Source organism: Klebsiella sp. PL-2018, from assembly GCF_019048985.1.
GTDB classification, from domain to species: domain Bacteria; phylum Pseudomonadota; class Gammaproteobacteria; order Enterobacterales; family Enterobacteriaceae; genus Klebsiella; species Klebsiella michiganensis.
Map to the genome: position 1 here is coordinate 392,062 of NZ_CP077673.1, position 20,322 is coordinate 412,383.

General features: G+C 57.0%; 21 protein-coding genes. 14 read left to right on the top strand and 7 right to left on the bottom strand.

The window, feature by feature from the left end:
• The first annotated feature begins 9 nt into the window (after positions 1–9).
• A complete protein-coding gene (gene ubiA / locus MKleb_RS01805; protein WP_004097768.1) occupies positions 10–879 on the top strand; it encodes a 4-hydroxybenzoate octaprenyltransferase in 870 nt (289 codons plus the stop codon).
• Positions 880–977: 98 nt separating this feature from the next.
• Here ubiA and plsB read toward each other — a convergent pair whose 3' ends face one another.
• A complete protein-coding gene (gene plsB, locus MKleb_RS01810; RefSeq protein WP_025107704.1) occupies positions 978–3,401 on the bottom strand; it encodes a glycerol-3-phosphate 1-O-acyltransferase PlsB in 2,424 nt (807 codons plus the stop codon).
• A gap of 129 nt (positions 3,402–3,530) precedes the next feature.
• On the opposite strand from plsB, the gene MKleb_RS01815 reads away from it, so the two are divergent.
• From MKleb_RS01815 to MKleb_RS01830, 4 genes are all read left to right on the top strand, one after another.
• Positions 3,531–3,899: a diacylglycerol kinase gene (locus MKleb_RS01815; protein WP_014227539.1), complete on the top strand. Its 369-nt coding sequence runs from the start codon at positions 3,531–3,533 to the stop codon at positions 3,897–3,899.
• Positions 3,900–4,021: 122 nt separating this feature from the next.
• A complete protein-coding gene (gene lexA, locus MKleb_RS01820) occupies positions 4,022–4,630 on the top strand; it encodes a transcriptional repressor LexA (RefSeq protein ID WP_004097774.1) in 609 nt (202 codons plus the stop codon).
• Positions 4,631–4,702: 72 nt separating this feature from the next.
• Positions 4,703–6,019: an MATE family efflux transporter DinF gene (gene dinF, locus MKleb_RS01825; RefSeq protein WP_025107703.1), complete on the top strand. Its 1,317-nt coding sequence runs from the start codon at positions 4,703–4,705 to the stop codon at positions 6,017–6,019.
• A 136-nt stretch (positions 6,020–6,155) separates the two neighbouring features.
• The gene (locus MKleb_RS01830; RefSeq protein ID WP_004137568.1) at positions 6,156–6,365 is read left to right on the top strand and encodes a CsbD family protein; all 210 of its coding nucleotides are present in this window, start codon (positions 6,156–6,158) and stop codon (positions 6,363–6,365) included.
• A gap of 342 nt (positions 6,366–6,707) precedes the next feature.
• Here the strand turns inward: MKleb_RS01830 and zur are convergent, their stop codons facing one another.
• Entirely contained in the window at positions 6,708–7,223 is a 516-nt protein-coding gene (gene zur, locus MKleb_RS01835; RefSeq protein ID WP_004097781.1) for a zinc uptake transcriptional repressor Zur, read from the bottom strand.
• Between the two features lie 201 nt (positions 7,224–7,424).
• Between zur and MKleb_RS01840 the strand changes: the two genes are divergently transcribed.
• From MKleb_RS01840 to pspG, 3 genes are all read left to right on the top strand, one after another.
• Positions 7,425–7,913 (top strand): cupin domain-containing protein, encoded by a 489-nt coding sequence (locus MKleb_RS01840; protein ID WP_014227541.1) that lies wholly within the window; start codon positions 7,425–7,427, stop codon positions 7,911–7,913.
• Positions 7,914–8,020: 107 nt separating this feature from the next.
• Positions 8,021–9,016, top strand: a complete 996-nt coding sequence (gene dusA, locus MKleb_RS01845; RefSeq protein WP_033837145.1) for a tRNA dihydrouridine(20/20a) synthase DusA — start codon at positions 8,021–8,023, stop codon at positions 9,014–9,016.
• Positions 9,017–9,156: 140 nt separating this feature from the next.
• Complete coding sequence (pspG, locus tag MKleb_RS01850) at positions 9,157–9,399, top strand: envelope stress response protein PspG (protein WP_217076410.1); 243 nt, start codon at positions 9,157–9,159, stop codon at positions 9,397–9,399.
• 177 nt (positions 9,400–9,576) lie between these two features.
• On the opposite strand, the gene MKleb_RS01855 is transcribed toward pspG, so the two are convergent.
• The gene (locus tag MKleb_RS01855) at positions 9,577–10,560 is read right to left on the bottom strand and encodes a quinone oxidoreductase (protein WP_025107701.1); all 984 of its coding nucleotides are present in this window, start codon (positions 10,558–10,560) and stop codon (positions 9,577–9,579) included.
• A gap of 61 nt (positions 10,561–10,621) precedes the next feature.
• On the opposite strand from MKleb_RS01855, the gene dnaB reads away from it, so the two are divergent.
• The 4 genes from dnaB to aphA all read left to right on the top strand — a co-directional run bounded on the left by dnaB (position 10,622) and on the right by aphA (position 15,602).
• Positions 10,622–12,037: a replicative DNA helicase gene (gene dnaB, locus MKleb_RS01860; RefSeq protein WP_004097788.1), complete on the top strand. Its 1,416-nt coding sequence runs from the start codon at positions 10,622–10,624 to the stop codon at positions 12,035–12,037.
• 145 nt (positions 12,038–12,182) lie between these two features.
• Positions 12,183–13,262 (top strand): alanine racemase, encoded by a 1,080-nt coding sequence (gene alr, locus MKleb_RS01865; RefSeq protein ID WP_004097789.1) that lies wholly within the window; start codon positions 12,183–12,185, stop codon positions 13,260–13,262.
• Positions 13,263–13,500: 238 nt separating this feature from the next.
• Positions 13,501–14,694 carry an aromatic amino acid transaminase gene (tyrB, locus tag MKleb_RS01870; protein ID WP_025107700.1) on the top strand — a complete coding sequence of 398 codons (1,194 nt, stop codon included), beginning with the start codon at positions 13,501–13,503 and terminating at the stop codon, positions 14,692–14,694.
• A gap of 194 nt (positions 14,695–14,888) precedes the next feature.
• Positions 14,889–15,602, top strand: coding sequence for an acid phosphatase AphA (gene aphA / locus MKleb_RS01875; protein ID WP_004097791.1), 714 nt, complete (start codon positions 14,889–14,891; stop codon positions 15,600–15,602).
• A gap of 13 nt (positions 15,603–15,615) precedes the next feature.
• Here aphA and MKleb_RS01880 read toward each other — a convergent pair whose 3' ends face one another.
• Positions 15,616–15,753 (bottom strand): hypothetical protein, encoded by a 138-nt coding sequence (locus MKleb_RS01880; protein ID WP_157214916.1) that lies wholly within the window; start codon positions 15,751–15,753, stop codon positions 15,616–15,618.
• Here MKleb_RS01880 and MKleb_RS01885 point away from each other — a divergent pair.
• Positions 15,745–16,161: a secondary thiamine-phosphate synthase enzyme YjbQ gene (locus tag MKleb_RS01885; protein ID WP_004097792.1), complete on the top strand. Its 417-nt coding sequence runs from the start codon at positions 15,745–15,747 to the stop codon at positions 16,159–16,161. The genes MKleb_RS01880 and MKleb_RS01885 overlap by 9 nt on opposite strands.
• Before the next feature lie 2 nt (positions 16,162–16,163).
• Positions 16,164–16,517, top strand: coding sequence for an MmcQ/YjbR family DNA-binding protein (locus tag MKleb_RS01890; RefSeq protein ID WP_004097793.1), 354 nt, complete (start codon positions 16,164–16,166; stop codon positions 16,515–16,517).
• A gap of 2 nt (positions 16,518–16,519) precedes the next feature.
• On the opposite strand, the gene MKleb_RS01895 is transcribed toward MKleb_RS01890, so the two are convergent.
• The 3 genes from MKleb_RS01895 to uvrA form a co-directional block, all read right to left on the bottom strand.
• Entirely contained in the window at positions 16,520–16,837 is a 318-nt protein-coding gene (locus tag MKleb_RS01895; RefSeq protein WP_004097794.1) for a hypothetical protein, read from the bottom strand.
• A gap of 2 nt (positions 16,838–16,839) precedes the next feature.
• Complete coding sequence (locus MKleb_RS01900) at positions 16,840–17,250, bottom strand: hypothetical protein (protein WP_025107699.1); 411 nt, start codon at positions 17,248–17,250, stop codon at positions 16,840–16,842.
• 132 nt (positions 17,251–17,382) lie between these two features.
• Positions 17,383–20,208 (bottom strand): excinuclease ABC subunit UvrA, encoded by a 2,826-nt coding sequence (uvrA, locus tag MKleb_RS01905; protein WP_217076411.1) that lies wholly within the window; start codon positions 20,206–20,208, stop codon positions 17,383–17,385.
• Positions 20,209–20,322: the final 114 nt, after the last annotated feature.

Here is a 20,322-nt window from a genome sequence, read left to right on the forward strand (position 1 = left end):
GAAAATGAAATGGAGTGGAGTCTGACGCAGAACAAGCTGCTGGCGTTTCACCGCCTGATGCGTACTGACAAACCGATTGGCGCGCTGCTGCTGCTGTGGCCGACGCTATGGGCGCTGTGGGTGGCGACGCCGGGGATACCGCCGCTATGGATCCTCGCCGTTTTTGTCGCCGGCGTCTGGCTGATGCGCGCCGCAGGCTGCGTGGTCAACGACTATGCCGATCGCAAGTTTGACGGCCACGTCAAACGGACGGCCCGCCGCCCGTTGCCGAGCGGCGACGTTAGCGAAAAGGAGGCGCGGACGCTGTTTGTCGTGCTGGTGCTGCTTTCGTTTCTGCTGGTGTTGACCCTGAACACCATGACCATTCTGCTGTCGGTAGCGGCGCTGGCGCTGGCATGGGTATATCCGTTTATGAAGCGCTATACCCACCTGCCTCAGGTCGTGCTGGGCGCGGCGTTCGGCTGGTCGATCCCGATGGCCTTTTCGGCGGTCAGCGAATCGCTGCCGCTGAGCTGCTGGCTGATGTTCCTCGCCAATATCCTGTGGGCGGTGGCCTACGATACCCAATATGCGATGGTCGATCGTGATGATGACGTCAAAATCGGTATCAAATCGACGGCGATTCTCTTTGGCGACAACGATCGCTTAATCATCGGTATTTTACAGGTGGCGGTACTGGGTCTGATGGCCGCGGTAGGCTGGCTGAGCGGGCTGGGCTGGGAGTATTACTGGTCGTTGTTTATCGCCGCGGCGCTGTTTGCCTGGCAGCAGAAGCTGATATTTAAACGCGAACGCGATGCCTGCTTTAAGGCGTTTATGAACAATAACTACGTGGGGCTGGTGCTGTTTCTCGGCCTGGCGATGGGATATATGCAGTAGCGCTGTGGGTTTCCCGGCTTGCGGCGTAAACGCCTTAGCCGGGCTACAAAACCGCAGGGTCCGGTAGCCCGGCGCAGGCCGGGACATTTCTTTAAACGTTACGCTTCATCCTGGGTAACGCTTTCAATCGTTAATCGCACATCCGAAGTAATCAGATCCGCCAGCATGCGGTAGATCTTCAACGTCTCTTCCGGCTCGGCGTCCCCGGTATCGCTGATATAGCCTTCGTCACGCAGGGTCAACACCAGCGTGCTGAACACCGCCTTATCGAAGAACTCCGGCGCGTTGATGCCGTGCAGAACGGACAGGCGCTGCGCCACGGTGCGGCTCTCTTTCTCCAGCGAACTGCGGTTGATTGACGGGTTAGCGCTCAGCAGCCAGAAGGTAATGGCGTAGCGCTGCAGCGTTTCGCGCGCGCCTGCGGCCAGCAGTTGCAGAGAACGGGCATGAGACGGATTGACGCTCACCTCATCGTCGTTCAGGGCGATGAGGCCCTGACGCTGCATCTCAGCGAGCAGCGCATCGACGACGCCCGCCAGCTCCGCTTTTTCCCAGCGCAGGAACAGCTCGGCCTTCAGGAACGGATAGAACATCTCGACGTGACGCAGGATTTCGGCACGGGTAATACGACGATGCTGAGTGACGATGGCGGCTAACAGCGACGGCATCACCAGCATATGGGCGATGTTGTTGCGGTAGTAGGTCATCAGGACGGCCTGCTCGCGCGGCAGAATGATGATATCGCCAATGGTATCTTTCTCAACTTCGAACTTGTTCATCTGCAGCGCGTGGTCAATCAGCTCGCTGGCCGAAGCCGCAGGCGTAGTCGCATCCGCTGAATATGGCACGTTGCGCAGCAGGGCGAGATAGCACTCCAGCTGCTCGGTGAGCTGCTCGCGGGTCAGTGAACGCTGACGCGATGCCAGAAGCGCGGTACAGCACAGGTTCATGGCGTTAGCCGCGCCGGCATTATTGATGCGCACCATCAGATCCGAGGCGATATTATTCACCGTCGGGGTCAGCCAGGAAGGGCGAACCGCTTCGATAGGGTCGATAGACTCGCGCCAGTCCGGCACATGCTGGTTCAGATAGGCCATCAGCGGCAGGGGTTCGCCGAAGTTAACGTAGCCCTGGCCGAGATTTCGCAGCTTGCTCAAGCCGCGCAGCATCTGCGGCAGGCTCTCTTTCTCTTTCGTCGCACCGCGTAGCTCTTTGGCGTAGGTACCGACCTCCATCACGTGCTCGTAGCCGATGTAAATCGGCACCAGGGTGATGGGGCGATTACCGCCGCGCAGCATCGCCTGAATGGTCATCGACAGGGTGCCGGTTTTCGGATCCAGCAGGCGTCCGGTACGCGAACGCCCGCCTTCAACGAAATACTCCACCGAATAGCCGCGGCTGAACAGCTCGCCGAGATATTCGCGGAATACGGTTGAGTAAAGCTTATTGCCCTTGAACGTGCGGCGAATAAAGAACGCGCCGCCGCGACGGAAGATCGGACCGGCGGGCCAGAAGTTCAGGTTGATACCGGCGGCGATATGCGGCGGCACCAGGCCCTGATGATAAATGACGTAAGAGAGCAGCAGATAGTCCATATGGCTGCGGTGGCACGGGACATAAACGATCTCGTGGCCTTCATGCGCCAGCTGGCGCACGCGCTCGGCGTTATGCACGTTAATGCCCTGATACAGCCGGTTCCAGGTAAAGCCCAGCACGCGGTCGGTCAGGCGAATCATCTCATAGGAGAAGTTTGCGGCGATCTCTTCCATCAGGGCGATAGCGTTTTGCTGCGCCTTTTCATGAGAAATTTTCTTGCTGCGTGCTTCGTCTTCTACCGCACGGGCAATGGCTTTCGACGCCAGCAGTTTATTAAACAGATCCTGGCGCGCGGGCAGGCGCGGGCCGACCGCCGCCAGACGCTGACGGGCGAAGTGCATGCGCGCCACGCGGGCCAGCTTCTGGGCGATGGTTTTATCGGTACCGTGTTCGTCCGCCATCTTACGCAGCGAGACCGAAGGCGAGAAACGGACAAAGCTGTCGCGGCCCAGCCACAGGACGGCGAAGAATTTCTGAATGCCGTTGAGCATGCGCAGCGGCGGGTTCACCTCGCCTTTTTCACGCCCCGGCGCGCGACCGAACATCACCGAAACCGGCACCATCTGCACGTCAAGATCGGGATGGTTGCGGTGCAAATCCAGGTAGTCGTGAAAGAGCTTGATAGACTCTTCTTTCGGCGTGTAATAGGTAAACACGCGCGGTCCGCCGTGGATAAATACGTAGCGCGGAAGCAGGCCGCCGTCGATCTCGAGCGGCTCCAGCGGGTCCGGTAACTCATGTTCCAGACATTGCGCGCGCAGCGTCAGCAGGTCCGCCTTCGAATTGTAGGGCAGGACATACATAATGGGACGCGAGGTATCCAGGCCTAATTCCTGAGCAGGTTGTGCCGGAATCGACTTGCTTTTTACCAGCGCCCTTAATGGTAAATTCAGTAATTTATAGTAAATTCGTTGCCAGCCAGACATAGACGATGTGAAGCCTCTGGTTAATCATGCAAATGCGCCGCAAGAATAACAGAAAGTGCGCAAAATTTCCGTTGTAACGCGGCAAACGCGTACACTCATTGACGTCATTTACATAAAAAGGTTTGTTTGATGGCCAATAATACCACTGGGTTAACCCGAATTATTAAAGCGGCAGGGTATTCCTGGAAAGGATTCCGGGCGGCGTGGGTCAACGAGGCCGCCTTTCGTCAGGAAGGCATCGCGGCCGTTGTTGCCGTGGCGATCGCCTGCTGGTTAGACGTCGATGCCATCACCCGGGTGCTGTTGATTAGCTCGGTCCTGCTAGTGATGATAGTTGAAATTATCAATAGCGCGATTGAGGCGGTTGTTGACCGTATTGGCCCTGAACATCACGAGCTGTCGGGGCGAGCGAAAGACATGGGATCGGCGGCGGTATTGCTGGCGATCATCATCGCGCTGATCGCGTGGGGAACGCTTTTATGGGCAAACTACCGCTAACGCCTGGCGTAGCGGCTCGCAAAACGGAAAGAAACTCCTGATTTTTGTGTGAAATGTGGTTCCAAAATCACCGTTAGCTGTATATACTCACAGCATAACTGTATATACACCCAGGGGGCGGAATGAAAGCGTTAACGACCAGGCAGCAAGAGGTGTTTGATCTCATTCGGGATCATATCAGCCAGACGGGCATGCCGCCGACGCGTGCGGAGATTGCTCAGCGCTTGGGGTTCCGTTCCCCAAACGCGGCGGAAGAACACCTGAAAGCGCTGGCGCGTAAAGGCGCAATCGAGATCGTTTCCGGCGCCTCCCGCGGTATTCGTCTGCTGACGGAAGAAGAAACGGGTCTGCCGCTTATTGGCCGCGTCGCGGCGGGTGAGCCGCTGCTGGCCCAGCAGCATATCGAAGGTCACTATCAGGTCGATCCGGCTATGTTTAAGCCGAATGCCGATTTTCTGCTGCGCGTTAGCGGGATGTCGATGAAAGACATCGGTATTCTTGATGGCGACCTGCTGGCCGTCCATAAAACGCAGGATGTGCGCAATGGCCAGGTGGTTGTGGCGCGCATCGACGAAGAAGTTACCGTGAAGCGACTGAAAAAGCAGGGTAACGTCGTTGAACTGCTGCCGGAAAACAGCGAATTCTCGCCGATCGTGGTGGATCTTCGCGAGCAAAGCTTCACTATTGAAGGCCTGGCCGTCGGCGTTATCCGCAACGGCAACTGGCAGTAATCTCTTCACCTCGCGGCATCATCACCTGATGCATGATGCTGCGCCGTTTTTCCTCATTTGGGCTCTTTCTCCATGCTTTTTAACGCCGCCGACAAAGCCCTGTGGCGCTTAGCGCTGCCCATGATCTTCTCCAATATCACCGTTCCGCTGCTGGGGCTGGTGGATACCGCCGTTATTGGCCACCTCGACAGCCCGGTTTATCTGGGGGGCGTGGCGGTTGGCGCAACGGCGACCAGCTTCCTCTTTATGCTACTGTTGTTCCTGCGAATGAGTACCACCGGACTGACGGCGCAGGCGTTTGGCGCAAAAGATCCGCAGCGGCTGGCGCGTGCGCTGGTACAGCCGCTGGGCCTGGCTCTGACCGCCGGGGCGGCGATTGTGCTCTTACGGATGCCGTTAATCGACCTGGCGCTGCATATCGTCGGCGGTAGCGAAGCCGTGCTCGAACAGGCCAGACGCTTCCTGGAACTCCGCTGGCTAAGCGCGCCGGCATCGCTGGCGAATCTGGTCCTGCTGGGCTGGCTGCTGGGCGTGCAGTACGCCAGAGCGCCGGTGATCCTGCTGGTAGTCGGCAACGTCCTCAACATTGTGCTCGATTTATGGCTGGTGATGGGCCTGCATATGAACGTGCAGGGGGCGGCGCTGGCGACGGTCACCGCAGAATACGTCACTTTCTTTATTGGCCTGCTGATGGCGAGACGCGTGCTGGCGCTGCGCGGCGTTTCCCTGTCGATGCTGAAAAACGCCTGGCGCGGCGATATACGCCGCCTGCTGGCGCTGAATCGCGACATCATGCTGCGCTCGCTGCTGCTACAGCTCTGCTTCGGGGCGGTGACGGTATTTGGCGCCCGCCTTGGCGCCGATATCGTCGCGGTCAATGCGGTCCTCATGACGATGCTGACCTTTACCGCCTATGCGCTGGACGGTTTTGCCTACGCCGTGGAGGCGCACTCCGGGCAGGCCTACGGCGCGCGCGACGACAGCCAGCTGCTTGCCGTCTGGCACGCGGCCTGCCGCCAGTCAGGGATGGTGGCGCTGGCGTTTGCGCTGATTTACGGCCTTGCCGGTGAGCAGATTATCGCTTTGCTGACCTCGCTGCCTTCGCTGCAGCAGCTGGCCGACCGCTATCTGGTCTGGCAGATGATACTGCCGGTCATTGGCGTCTGGTGCTACCTGCTGGACGGCATGTTTATCGGCGCGACGCGGGGGGCGGAGATGCGCAACAGCATGGCGGTAGCGGCGGCGGGGTTTGCCCTGACGCTGCTGACGGTACCGACGCTCGGTAACCACGGACTGTGGCTGGCGCTGACGGTCTTTCTCGCTCTGCGCGGCGTTTCTCTGGCGGTTATCTGGCAGCGCCACTGGCAGCGCGGAACCTGGTTTTCGTAATGCATTTGGCGCATCTGATGGTTAAAGATTCCGAATAATAAATCTTACTCAGGATACTCATCTATAGTTAAGTCATGTCCGGCACACAGCGGGCTGTTCATTCACCGAACGATAACCGAACGATGAGGAATGCATGATGAATAAAGACGAAATCGGCGGTAACTGGAAACAGTTCAAAGGTAAAGCGAAAGAAAAATGGGGCAAGCTGACCGACGATGACATGACCGTCATTGAAGGCAAACGCGACCAGCTGGTGGGCAGAATTCAGGAACGTTACGGTTACGCCAAAGACCAGGCAGAGAAAGAAGTGACCGACTGGGAAACCAAAAACGACTATCGCTGGTAGCGAAAACGGCGTGTTTTAACCCCTTACTATTGCCTGCTCTAACGATTTATACCCTAAATAATTCGAGTTGCAGGACAAGGCACTCGTGCTTTGAACAGCGCTTGCGCTGGCCCCGGAGGGGCGAGGCCGCAGGCCGAGTAACGCGGCAACGCAGAGAATCCCCAGGAGCTTACTCCAGTAAGTGACTGGGGTGAGCGACAAATCTGTCTGGAACAGATTTGAACGCCGTATCCCGGCGGCCCGAAGGGCGAGGCTCATGGATGAGCCGAGTAACAAAGCCAACGCACATGCAACTTGAAGTATGACGGGTATACACCCTTGATTCCCGCTGCGGCTAACGCCTCAGCGGGCTTTCTTTTTGATCTGGATGGTATGGTCGTGGTGGCAGTGGCCCGGCGTACTGCAGGATTCAACCTCGACGCAGGCGGCGCACAGGCCGTGAGCCTCAATGACGTTGTGGCGCAGGGCGAATCCCATTCTTGCCGCCAGCGTATGCATAATATCTTCGACGCCTTCCGCACACTCTTCTTTGACGCCGCCGCAGCGGTCGCAGATAAACATCGCCGAGCTGTGGGTCGGCTGATCGAAAAGGTGACACAGCACGTAGCTATTGGTGGATTCCACCTTATGCACGAACCCTTGCTCGAGTAAAAACTCCAGCGCCCGGTACACCGTCGGCGGTTTCGCCTGAGGCTCTTTTTCACGAAGGAGATCGAGCAGGTCGTAGGCGCTGATTGCCCCTTGCTGCAGGCTCATCAAACGCAATACTTCAAGGCGCTGCGGGGTCAGGCGCACGCCACGCTGCGCGCACAGCTTTTCAGCATGCGCTAACATTTGTTGCGAAGTGGTCTTATCCATGAGCGTCCTCTGGTTGCGTGAATCTGAAACTGTTACTTTATCACGATACCGGTAAAACGCCGAGACCCGGCGGGCTATACCCGTCACACTTCACGTTACCTGCGCGCTGGCTGCGCCAATTCGTCCCAGCCGCGCTCCTGGGGTCGCTCAACCTTGCCACCTTATGCTATACCTGATGCATCTCATTTTCGGGAGAAAACGATGAAACGACCTGACTGCATTCGACACTGGCGTGAACTGGAAGGCGTGGATGATTCCACCTATCCCGACAGTACTGAGCTTTTCTCCATCGGCGCGCCGCTGGCGCGGGGCCTGCGGCTGAATCGCCTGGGGATCCACCATGAGCGTCTACCGCCCGGACGCCGAACCTCTTATCCGCATGCGGAGAGCGACGAAGAAGAGTTTATCTACGTGCTGGAAGGTTATCCGGAAGTGTGGATTAACGGCTATCTCTGGAAGCTGGAGCCGGGGGATAGCGTCGGCTTTCCTGCCGGAACCGGCATTTGCCACACCTTCCTCAATAACACCGAGCAGGAGGTTCGCCTGTTAGTCGTTGGCGAGGCAAATAAGAAATTTAATCGCATCTACTACCCGCTTAACCCCGGCTATGCCGCCACGCGACAGGATCGCTGGGTTGACCATCCGCCGCAGTTTTTTGGCCCTCACGACGGCAAACCACGGAAAATATAGCGTTTATTGCGGGATAAAAAAGGTGAGCGCTGACGCTATGCGTCAGTGGTTTATCTTTGTGCTATAGTAGCGCCCCTTTTTACCCGGATGCTTATTTATTCGCCATGATGTCAGATTCAACGCCTACTGCTTTCGCCGCTCACCGTTTTTCCATCGCGCCGATGCTCGACTGGACCGACAGACACTGCCGTTATTTTCTGCGTCAGCTGTCGCGCCACACGCTGCTGTACACCGAAATGGTGACCACCGGTGCGATTATTCACGGCAAGGGCGACTATCTGGCCTACAGCGAAGAAGAGCATCCGGTCGCCCTGCAGCTCGGCGGCAGCGATCCGGCTGCGCTGGCGCACTGCGCGAAGCTGGCGCAGGCGCGCGGCTACGATGAAATTAACCTGAACGTTGGCTGCCCGTCCGATCGCGTGCAGAACGGTATGTTCGGCGCCTGCCTGATGGGGAACGCGCAGCTGGTGGCAGACTGTATTAAAGCCATGCGCGACGTCGTGTCGATCCCGGTCACGGTGAAAACCCGTATCGGCATTGACGACCAGGACAGCTACGGGTTTCTGTGTGATTTTATCGAAACGGTATCCGGGAAAGGCGAGTGCGAGATGTTTATTATCCACGCGCGCAAAGCGTGGCTTTCGGGGCTGAGCCCTAAAGAGAACCGCGAGATCCCGCCGCTTGACTATCCGCGCGTTTACCAGCTGAAGCATGATTTTCCGCATCTGACGATGGCGATTAACGGCGGCATTAAGTCGCTGGAAGAAGCAAAACAACATCTTGCGCATATGGACGGCGTGATGGTGGGCCGTGAGGCCTATCAGAATCCAGGCATTCTGGCGTCGGTGGATCGGGAAATTTTCGGCGTGGAAGGCGTCGATGCTGACCCGGTTTCCGTGGTCCGGGCGATGTATCCCTATATCGAACGCGAGCTTAGCAACGGTACTTATCTGGGGCACGTAACGCGCCATATGCTCGGGCTGTTTCAGGGGATCCCCGGGGCGCGCCAGTGGCGTCGCTATCTGAGCGAAAATGCGCATAAAGCCGGGGCGGACATCAACGTGCTGGAACAGGCGCTGAAACTGGTTGCCGACAAGCGTTAGTTTTTCACTAAAACCTGGTCAAATTCACCACGCCCTGCACGTATCGTGCCGGGCGTTTTTGTTATTATTCAATAGGTTATATTTGGCACGATTTTTGTAATATCCGGCAAGGTAGATAAAATTTCTTTAGGGGAAAGACGATGCTGGAACTCATATTCGTTATTGGCTTTTTTGTCATGTTATTGGTCACCGGCATTTCACTGCTGGGTATTATTGCCGCGATTGTGGTCGCGACCGCGCTGATGTTTGTCGGCGGTCTGTTTGCGTTAATGATTAAACTGCTGCCGTGGCTGCTGCTGGCCGTTGTTGTGGTTTGGGTGATTCGGGCGATAAAATCACCAACCGACAACCGTTATCGCGCTAATAACCGCTGGCGCTACTAAGGTATTGAGCGGTATGTCACAACCTGAAGATTTTTGCATAAAACAGCGTAGGCTTTGCTTATTAAATCTGTCACTATTAGCGGGTTAACGAATTCATCGTGCTGTACCCTACATACAGCCGAACAAAAAAAGTAAGGGCTTCCCATGTGGAAGCCCTAAACTTTAGTGCTCCGGCCATTACGGCAAGAGCAAACTTGAACCCTGCGTCGCCCGGCTTTCCAGCACCTCATGTGCGCGTCTGGCGTCGGTTAACGCATATTTTTGGCTCTCCGCGACATCCACTTTTATCACGCCGCTGGCGATCAGCGAAAACAGCTCGTTGCTGGCTTCCGTCAGCTCTTCACGCGTGGTGATATAGCCCTGCAGAGAAGGGCGGGTGACGTACAGCGAACCTTTTTGATTGAGGATCCCGAGATTGACGCCGGTCACCGGGCCGGAGGAGTTGCCGAAGCTCACCATCAGCCCCCGACGCTGCAGGCAGTCAAGGGAGGCTTCCCAGGTATCTTTCCCGACGGAATCATAAACCACGTGGACTTTCTTACCGTCGGTGATCTCTTTCAGGCGCTCGACGATAGTCTCTTCGCGATAGTTAATGATCTGCCAGGCGCCGGCCTGTTTGGCGCGTTCAGCTTTTTGCGCGCTGCCGACGGTACCGATCAGCTTCGCGCCCAGCGCTTTGGCCCACTGACAGGCGATGAGCCCGACGCCGCCGGCCGCCGCATGAAATAAGAACGGCTCGCCCGCTTTGATCTCGTAGGTTTTCCGCAGCAGGTAATAGACCGTGAGCCCTTTCAGGAATGAGGCCGCCGCCTGCTCGAAAGAGATCGCGTCCGGCAAAATGGCGGCCTTATCCGCGGGCACGTTGTGGACGGTGCTATAGGCTCCCAGCGCCGATTGCGCGTAGACCACCCGATCGCCGGCTTTGATATGTTTCACGCCGCTGCCGACTTTGCTTACTACGCCAGCGGCTTCGGTACCCAGACCGCTCGGCAATGACGGGGGCGGGTAGAGGCCGCTGCGGATATAGGTATCAATGTAGTTGATGCCGATGGCCTTATTCTCTACCTGAATTTCGTGCTCTGCGGGATCTTTCGGCGTGAACTCCAGCGCTTGCAGAACATCAGGCCCTCCGTGCTGGTGAAATTCAATTCGTGTTGCCATGCTTCCTCCAGAAATGTGGTAATCTTTCGACCCATTCACTATCTCGGTAACTCCATTCACTATGGCAGGAAATAAACCCTTCAACAAACCACAGACTGAACCCCGCGAGCGTGATTATCAGCTCGATGGGTTGAAGGTCCCGCCGCACTCGATTGAAGCGGAACAGTCGGTGTTGGGCGGTTTAATGCTGGATAACGAACGCTGGGACGATGTTGCCGAGCGGGTTGTTTCGGAAGATTTTTATACCCGTCCGCATCGCCATATTTTCACCGAAATGGCGCGCCTGCAGGAATCGGGCAGCCCGATTGACCTGATTACGCTCGCCGAATCGCTGGAGCGTCAGGGGCAGCTGGACAGCGTCGGCGGCTTCGCCTACCTGGCGGAATTATCGAAAAATACGCCAAGTGCGGCGAACATCAGCGCTTATGCCGATATCGTCCGCGAACGTGCGGTGGTACGCGAAATGATCTCCGTGGCGAATGAAATCGCCGAGGCTGGTTTCGATCCCCAGGGCCGCACCAGCGAAGATCTGCTCGACCTCGCCGAATCCCGGGTGTTTAAAATTGCCGAAAGCCGCGCGAATAAAGATGAAGGGCCGAAGAATATCGCCGACGTGCTCGACGCTACCGTGGCGCGTATTGAACAGCTCTTCCAACAGCCGCATGACGGCGTCACCGGGGTGAATACCGGCTATGACGATCTCAATAAAAAAACCGCCGGTCTTCAGCCGTCGGACCTGATTATTGTCGCCGCGCGTCCGTCAATGGGTAAGACGACTTTTGCGATGAACCTCGTGGAAAACGCGGCGATGCTGCAGGATAAGCCGGTACTCATCTTCAGTCTCGAGATGCCCTCGGAGCAGATTATGATGCGTTCTCTGGCCTCGCTGTCGCGCGTTGACCAGACCCGCATTCGTACCGGCCAGCTGGATGATGAAGACTGGGCGCGCATTTCCGGCACCATGGGAATTCTGCTGGAAAAACGTAACATCTATATTGATGACTCCTCCGGCCTGACGCCAACCGAAGTGCGCTCCCGCGCGCGGCGTATCGCCCGCGAGCACGGCGGCATCGGTCTTATTATGATCGACTACCTGCAGCTGATGCGCGTGCCGTCGCTCTCCGATAACCGTACGCTGGAAATCGCCGAAATTTCCCGCTCGCTCAAGGCGCTGGCGAAGGAGCTGCAGGTGCCGGTGGTGGCGCTGTCGCAGCTTAACCGCTCGCTGGAACAGCGCGCGGATAAGCGCCCGGTCAACTCCGACCTGCGTGAGTCCGGCTCCATCGAGCAGGACGCCGACTTAATCATGTTTATCTACCGTGATGAGGTTTATCACGAAAACAGTGACTTAAAAGGCATCGCTGAAATTATTATTGGTAAACAGCGTAACGGCCCTATCGGGACGGTGCGCCTGACGTTTAACGGTCAGTGGTCGCGTTTTGATAATTATGCTGGGCCACAATACGACGACGAATAAATCTCCGTCATCCTTCATGCCGCAGGTGCGTTGACTACGCCTGTTCACCCCGGTCACTTAGTTTACTAAGCTCCCGGGGATTCTCAGGCTTGTCGCCTTCCTGCAACACGAAGGATTTAGGAGATTCTTTTATTAAGGAATTCAAATGCAAGCGGCAACTGTAGTCATTAACCGCCGCGCTCTGCGACACAACCTGCAACGTCTGCGTGAACTGGCGCCCGCCAGCAAACTGGTTGCGGTGGTGAAAGCGAACGCCTACGGACACGGTCTTCTTGAGACCGCGCGAACGCTCCCGGACGCCGATGCTTTTGGCGTCGCCCGTCTTGAAGAAGCCCTGCGCCTGCGCGCGGGCGGTATCGCCCAGCCGATTCTGCTGCTGGAGGGATTCTTTGAGGCCGCCGACCTGCCGGTGATCTCCGCCCAGCGCCTGCACACGGCGGTACACAGCCCGGAGCAGCTGGCTGCGCTGGAGGAAGCGGATTTACCCGAGCCGGTAACCGTATGGATGAAGCTGGACACCGGGATGCATCGATTAGGCGTTCTGCCCGAACAGGCCGAAGCCTTTTATCAGCGCCTGAGCCAGTGTAAAAACGTCCGCCAGCCGGTCAATATCGTGAGCCATTTTGCCCGTGCGGATGAGCCTGAGTGCGGCGCGACCGAACGTCAGCTGGATATCTTTACCACCTTCACGGAAGGGAAACCGGGGCTGCGCTCAATCGCCGCATCCGGCGGTATATTGCTATGGCCGCAGTCGCACTTCGACTGGGCGCGTCCGGGGATTATTCTCTACGGCGTATCGCCGCTTGACGGTGGATCCACCGGCGCGGATTTTGGCTGCCAGCCGGTGATGTCTCTGACCTCCAGCCTGATCGCGGTCCGCGAGCATAAAGCCGGCGAGCCGGTAGGCTACGGCGGAACCTGGATCAGCGAGCGTGATACGCGTTTAGGCGTTGTGGCGATGGGCTACGGTGACGGCTATCCGCGCGCCGCGCCGTCCGGAACGCCGGTACTGGTTAACGGCCGGGAAGTGCCGATTGTCGGACGCGTGGCGATGGATATGATTTGCGTCGATCTCGGGCCTGAAGCACAGGACCACGCTGGCGACGCGGTCGTGCTGTGGGGCGAAGGCCTCCCCGTCGAGCGGATTGCCGAAATTACAAAAGTAAGTGCTTACGAACTTATTACGCGCCTGACTTCACGGGTATCCATGAAGTACGTGGATTAATGTCAGCCAGCGCGCTTTCCCCCGGTGGCGGCTGACGCCTTACCGGGGCTACGGGGCCGCTACCGGCTACGGGCCGGTAGCCCGGATAAGGCGGTTTAAGCCGCCATCCGGGATGGGCGTTCACGTTGTTGCGTCAAATCCAGCCCGTTCTGTTTTATCCGCCAACATCCCCTCGACCTTCTTTCACATCCAGTTTATTGTGTTATAACGAGCCCATGTAAACCTGGAGAAACATCGCGTGTTTCAGAAAGTTGACGCCTACGCTGGCGACCCCATTCTCTCCCTGATGGAGCGTTTTAAAGACGATCCGCGTAGTGACAAAGTAAATCTCAGCATCGGTCTTTATTACAACGAAGACGGCATCATTCCGCAGCTGAAGGCGGTTGCCGAAGCGGAAGCACGTCTTAACGCCCAGCCGCACGGCGCCTCAATCTATTTACCGATGGAAGGGCTGAACACCTATCGCCACGCGATTGCGTCGCTGCTGTTCGGGGCCGATCATTCGGTACTGGCGCAGCATCGCGTGGCCTCTATTCAGACGCTGGGCGGCTCCGGAGCCCTGAAAGTCGGCGCTGACTTCCTGAAACGCTACTTCCCGGGCTCGCGCGTATGGGTCAGCGACCCGACGTGGGAAAACCACATCGCTATATTTGAAGGGGCTGGATTCGAAGTAAGTACTTACCCTTGGTTTGATGATAAAACCAATGGCGTGCGTTTCGCTGCTTTCCTTGAAAAACTCAATACGCTACCGAAACGCGATATCGTGCTGCTGCATCCCTGCTGCCATAACCCAACGGGAGCCGATCTTACCAACGCTCAGTGGGATCAAGTGGTTGAGGTGCTGAAAGCGCGTAATTTGATTCCTTTCCTCGACATCGCCTATCAGGGCTTCGGCGCTGGCATGGAAGAGGATGCCTACGCTATCCGCGCCATAGCGAACGCCGGGATGCCCATGCTGGTCAGCAACTCGTTCTCGAAAATCTTCTCCCTGTACGGTGAGCGCGTTGGCGGGCTGTCGATCGTCTGTGAAGATACTGAAACCGCGGGGCGCGTACTGGGGCAATTAAAAGCGACCGTGCGTCGCAACTACTCCAGCCCGCCGAACTTTGGCGCGCAGGTGGTTGCGGCGGTGTTGGGCGACAGCGCGCTGAAAGCCTCATGGCTGGCGGAAGTGGAAGGGATGCGTACCCGTATTCTGGCCATGCGTCAGGAGCTGGTTGATGTGCTGAAAGAGACGGTTCCGGGCGGTGATTTTGACTATCTGCTCAAGCAGCGCGGCATGTTTAGCTATACCGGTTTCAGCGCGGCCCAGGTTGACCGCCTGCGCGATGAGTTTGGCGTCTACCTGATTGCCAGCGGCCGCATGTGCGTCGCGGGGCTGAATGCAGGAAACGTGCGCCGCGTAGCGCAGGCGTTTGCTGCGGTAATATAAGTTCTTCCTGACCTTTTGCCCGCGCCAAATCATGACGCGGGCAATTCGCTTCCCGAAGTGTGATCATTCTCTTTTTATATGACATCAGAGCAGAAAAACCTTCCTATCCGCCTTCGCGGGGGGTAAGGTCTGGGTGCATTAATAAGCGTACACATTATTGAAAATTATAACGATTCGATTATTTAGGGAAAAATATGCGCAAGATCACCCTGGCCTTTGGGGCCGTCTGCTTACTGTTCACGCTAAATAGCTCCGTCGTTGCTCGCGCCTCCACACCGCAGCCGCTGTGGACGGGCACCAATATGGCGAAACTCGCCGAACAGGCGCCGATCCATTGGGTTTCCGTCGCCCAGATTGAAAATAGCCTGCTGGGACGCCAGCCGATGGCCGTCGGTTTTGATATTGATGATACCGTCCTGTTCTCCAGCCCGGGCTTCTGGCGCGGGCAGAAAACCTATTCCCCCGGCAGCGATGATTACCTGAAAAATCCGGAGTTCTGGGAAAAAATGAACAACGGCTGGGATGAATTCAGCATGCCGAAAGAGGTGGCGCGCCAGCTGATTGCGATGCACGTAAAGCGCGGCGATAGCATCTATTTCGTTACCGGCCGTAGCCAGACCAAAACCGAAACGGTATCAAAAACCCTGCAGGATGATTTTCTCATCCCGGCGGCGAATATGAACCCGGTTATTTTTGCCGGCGATAAACCTGGCCAGAACACCAAAACGCAGTGGCTGCAGGAGAAAGGGATCAAAGTTTTCTACGGCGATTCGGATAACGATATCTCCGCTGCCCGCGAGGTGGGTGCTCGTGGGATCCGTATCTTGCGGGCCTCAAACTCTTCCTATAAGCCGCTGCCGATGGCGGGCGCTCAGGGTGAAGAGGTCATTGTGAATTCAGAATATTAAGCTGCCCGCCGGCTTAATCATCAATCGCTAAAACGGCAGCCGGCACGCTGCCGTTTTTTTGTGCAAAATAGCGTGCCAAAGGTTTTACCTTTTCGCTTATTGCTGCACACTTAGGAAGGTTCATTAGTAAAAGGAGTGGTTTATGTGGCATCAGCAAACCCTGACGTTAGGCCCGAAAGCACGGGGCTTCCATCTGGTCACTGATGAAATTCTCGGGCAAATCCGCGAAATATCGCGGGTGAAAACTGGCCTGCTGCATTTGCTGCTCCAGCATACATCTGCTTCCCTGACGCTAAACGAAAACTGCGATCCGACCGTTCGCTTCGATATGGAGCAGCATTTTCTGCACGCCGTACCGGATAACGCGCCGTATGAACACGATTATGAAGGTCCTGATGACATGCCCTCGCACATTAAGTCGTCGATGCTGGGCGTATCGCTGATGCTGCCCGTACGGGATGGCAGCGTCAGGCTGGGGACCTGGCAGGGGATCTGGCTCGGGGAGCATCGTATTCATGGCGGATCGCGCCATATCATCGCGACGCTGATGGGGGAATAAAAATGACAATTTCGGATTTATTGCAGTACTGCATGGCAAAGCCGGGCGCCGAACAAAGCGTACATAGCGACTGGAAAGCGACGCAGATCAAAGCGGCGGACGTCCTGTTTGCGATGGTAAAAGAGGTTGAGGACAACCGGCCTGCGGTATCGTTAAAGACCAGCCCTGAGCTTGCGGAACTGTTGAGGCAGCAGCATCGCGATGTTCGCCCCAGCAAACATCTCAATAAAGCCCACTGGAGTACGGTGTTTCTTGACGGCTCCCTGCCTGATTCACAAATTTATTATCTGGTGGATGCTTCCTACCAGCAGGCGCTTGATTCGCTTTCCGAGGCTAAGCGTAAGCTGTTGCCATAGCGCTAAATTCTGCCCAGCAGCGCCAGCAGGGTCACATCAAACAGACGAAGCAGCGTGGACTGCAGATGCGCCTGCATGGCGATCTGTTCGTTGTTGGCGCGAATGCTGGCAATATCGCGCTGCCCTTGCAGGAGCAGAATGAGGTCGTCCTGACTTAACCAGCCGCGCGCTTTCTCCTGTAACGCCTGTAGCGTGAGCATCCCGGCGTCGCGAATGTCGCTGTCTTCATCATTTACAATCGCGTGCATAAGCTGCAACCACTCTGCCGTATTCACGCCGGCGCCGGCCAGCTGGGCGCTTAACTCTTCTATGGTGGACATGCTTATCTCCCTGAACGCTGTTGTTCGCCGTTGATGGCCTGCTGGTAAAGTTTTTCCGTCTGTTGCGCCAGAATTCCGGCCTCGAAAGGCGTCAGCGCTCTCTCCTGGGGGACGACGCGCCGGTACAGCCGCTGATAATTTTTCTCCAGTACGTGAAGATTACTCTGCCGTAGCGCATCGCTATTGCTTAACGCCAGGCTGAATAGCGGGCGAATCTGGCGATCCTCGTAACTGAGCAAGCGTTGGTCGAGTGGCGCTGCCGCCGCGTCGCTGATGAACTGCAGATGAAGCTGTTCCAGCATCAGCAACTGCTGATGAGCCGTGCTGCTGTAGCCGTCTATCCAGCTGCAGGCGGTCAGCGCGAATAACGCCGCGACGAGCGTAAATCGATAAAGTCCGTGCTTTAAGTACATGATGCATCCTGCAATTTATGGCGGTGGTGCTATCTGATGACAGATGCCGTCCGGCCGCAAATCACAAAATATCAGCGGGAGAAAATGAGAGGAAATGAGGCCTCTTCCCGGGACGGGAAGAGGCAGATGAGATTACTTCAGCATGGGCTTGAGGAAGCGAGCCGTATAGGAGGCCTCGCACTCGGCGACCGTTTCCGGCGTACCGGAAACGAGAATCTCTCCGCCGCCGCTTCCGCCTTCCGGCCCAAGGTCAACGATCCAGTCAGCCGTCTTGATGACATCCAGGTTGTGCTCAATCACCACGATGGTATTCCCCTGGTCGCGCAGCTGGTGCAGAACCTCCAGCAGCTGCTGAATATCGGCAAAGTGCAGACCGGTGGTCGGTTCATCAAGGATATACAGCGTTTGCCCGGTACCGCGTTTGGACAGCTCGCGCGCCAGCTTGACGCGCTGGGCCTCGCCGCCGGAAAGCGTGGTAGCCGACTGACCAAGGCGAATATAGGTCAGACCGACGTCCATCAGCGTTTGCAGCTTACGCGCCAGCGCCGGAACCGCATCGAAGAACTCACGCGCTTCTTCAATGGTCATATCCAGCACTTCATGAATCGTTTTGCCTTTGTACTTAATCTCCAGCGTTTCGCGGTTATAGCGTTTGCCTTTGCACTGGTCGCACGGTACGTAGATATCCGGCAGGAAGTGCATCTCGACTTTGATCACGCCATCGCCCTGGCAGGCTTCACAGCGGCCGCCGCGTACGTTAAAACTGAAGCGGCCGGGCGTGTAGCCACGCGAACGTGATTCAGGTACGCCGGCAAACAGTTCACGGACCGGCGTAAAGACGCCGGTGTAGGTTGCGGGGTTAGAACGCGGCGTACGGCCGATGGGGCTCTGGTCGATATCGATCACTTTGTCGAAATGTTCCAGCCCCTGCACGTCGCGGTAAGGTGCCGGTTCCGCGATGGTGGCGCCGTTGAGCTGACGCTGGGCAATCGGGAACAGCGTGTCGTTGATCAGCGTGGATTTACCCGACCCGGAAACGCCGGTGATACAGGTGAAGAGGCCCACCGGCAGCGTCAGCGTCACGTCTTTCAGGTTGTTGCCGCGCGCGCCGGACAGCTTCAGCACTTTCTCCGGATTGGCGGGTACGCGCTGTTTCGGCACTTCGATTTTACGCTTGCCGCTCATGAACTGGCCGGTCAGCGATTCCGGCACCGCCATAATATCTTCCAGCTTGCCTTCAGCCACGACCTGACCGCCGTGTACCCCAGCCCCTGGACCGATATCGATAACGTGGTCGGCGGCGCGAATGGCGTCTTCATCGTGCTCAACGACAATCACGGTGTTGCCGAGGTTTCGCAGGTGGATCAGCGTGCCCAGCAGGCGTTCGTTATCGCGCTGGTGCAGGCCGATAGAGGGCTCATCCAGTACGTACATGACGCCGACCAGGCCTGCGCCGATCTGGCTGGCGAGGCGGATACGCTGCGCTTCGCCGCCGGAGAGGGTTTCCGCCGAACGGGAGAGCGTCAGGTAGTTCAGACCGACGTTGACGAGGAATTTCAGGCGATCGCCAATCTCTTTCAGTACTTTTTCAGCAATTTGCGCACGCTGGCCGGAGAGCTTCAGGTTGTTGAAGAAGTCCATCGCGTGGCCGATGCTCATATCCGAGATGGTCGGCAGCGGGGTATTCTCCACAAACACGTGCCGCGCTTCGCGCTTCAGGCGGGTCCCTTCACAGCTGGTGCAGGGACGGTTGCTGATGAATTTCGCTAACTCTTCACGTACTGCGCTGGATTCCGTCTCTTTATAACGGCGCTCCATATTATGCAGCACGCCTTCGAACGGATGGCGGCGCACCGAGGTATCGCCGCGATCGTTCATATATTTGAATTCAATATTCTCTTTGCCTGAGCCGTACAGAACCACTTTTTGTACGCTGCTATTCAGCGTGCCCCAGGGCGCTTCCACATCGAATTCATAATGTTCCGCCAGCGACTTCAGCATCTGGAAGTAGTAAAAATTGCGCCGATCCCAGCCGCGAATCGCCCCGCCAGCCAGCGACAGCTCTGGGTTCTGAATGACGCGTTCCGGATCGAAATACTGCTGGACGCCGAGACCATCGCAGGTCGGGCAAGCGCCAGCCGGGTTGTTGAAGGAGAACAGGCGCGGTTCCAGTTCGCGCGTGCTGTAGCCGCAAATCGAGCAGGCGAAGTTGGCGGAAAACAGCAGCTCTTCGGCTTTCGGATCGTCCATATTGGCGACGATGGCGGTGCCGCCCGACAGCTCCAGCGCGGTTTCAAAAGACTCGGCCAGGCGCGTGCTGAGATCGTCGCGCACCTTAAAGCGGTCAATCACCACTTCAATGGTGTGTTTCTTCTGCAGCTCCAGCTTCGGCGGATCGGAGAGATCGCAGACCTCGCCGTCGATCCTCGCGCGGATGTAGCCCTGCCCGGCGAGGTTTTCCAGCGTTTTGTTATGCTCGCCTTTGCGCTCTTTAATGATCGGCGCCAGCAGCATCAGGCGCTGGCCTTCTGGCTGGGAGAGCACGTTATCGACCATCTGGCTCACGGTTTGCGCCGCCAGCGGAACGTCGTGATCCGGGCAGCGCGGCTCGCCGACGCGCGCGTACAGCAGACGCAGGTAGTCGTGAATTTCGGTAATGGTGCCTACCGTTGAACGGGGGTTGTGGGACGTTGATTTCTGTTCAATGGAAATCGCCGGCGACAGCCCTTCAATATGGTCGACGTCGGGCTTCTCCATCAGCGACAGGAACTGCCGCGCGTAGGCGGAGAGCGACTCAACGTAGCGACGCTGCCCTTCGGCATACAACGTGTCGAAAGCCAGTGAGGATTTGCCTGAACCCGAAAGCCCGGTGACGACAATGAGTTTGTCGCGCGGGATGACGAGGTTGATATTTTTGAGATTGTGGGTGCGGGCGCCCCGAACTTCGATCTTATCCATTCACCTTTCCCGGTAGATACGCGGATTGCCTGGTTTGTTAGAAGGACAAACGGCAGAAACGGCTAATTATGACACAATTTAACCTGTTTGAATATACAGTATTGGAATGCATTT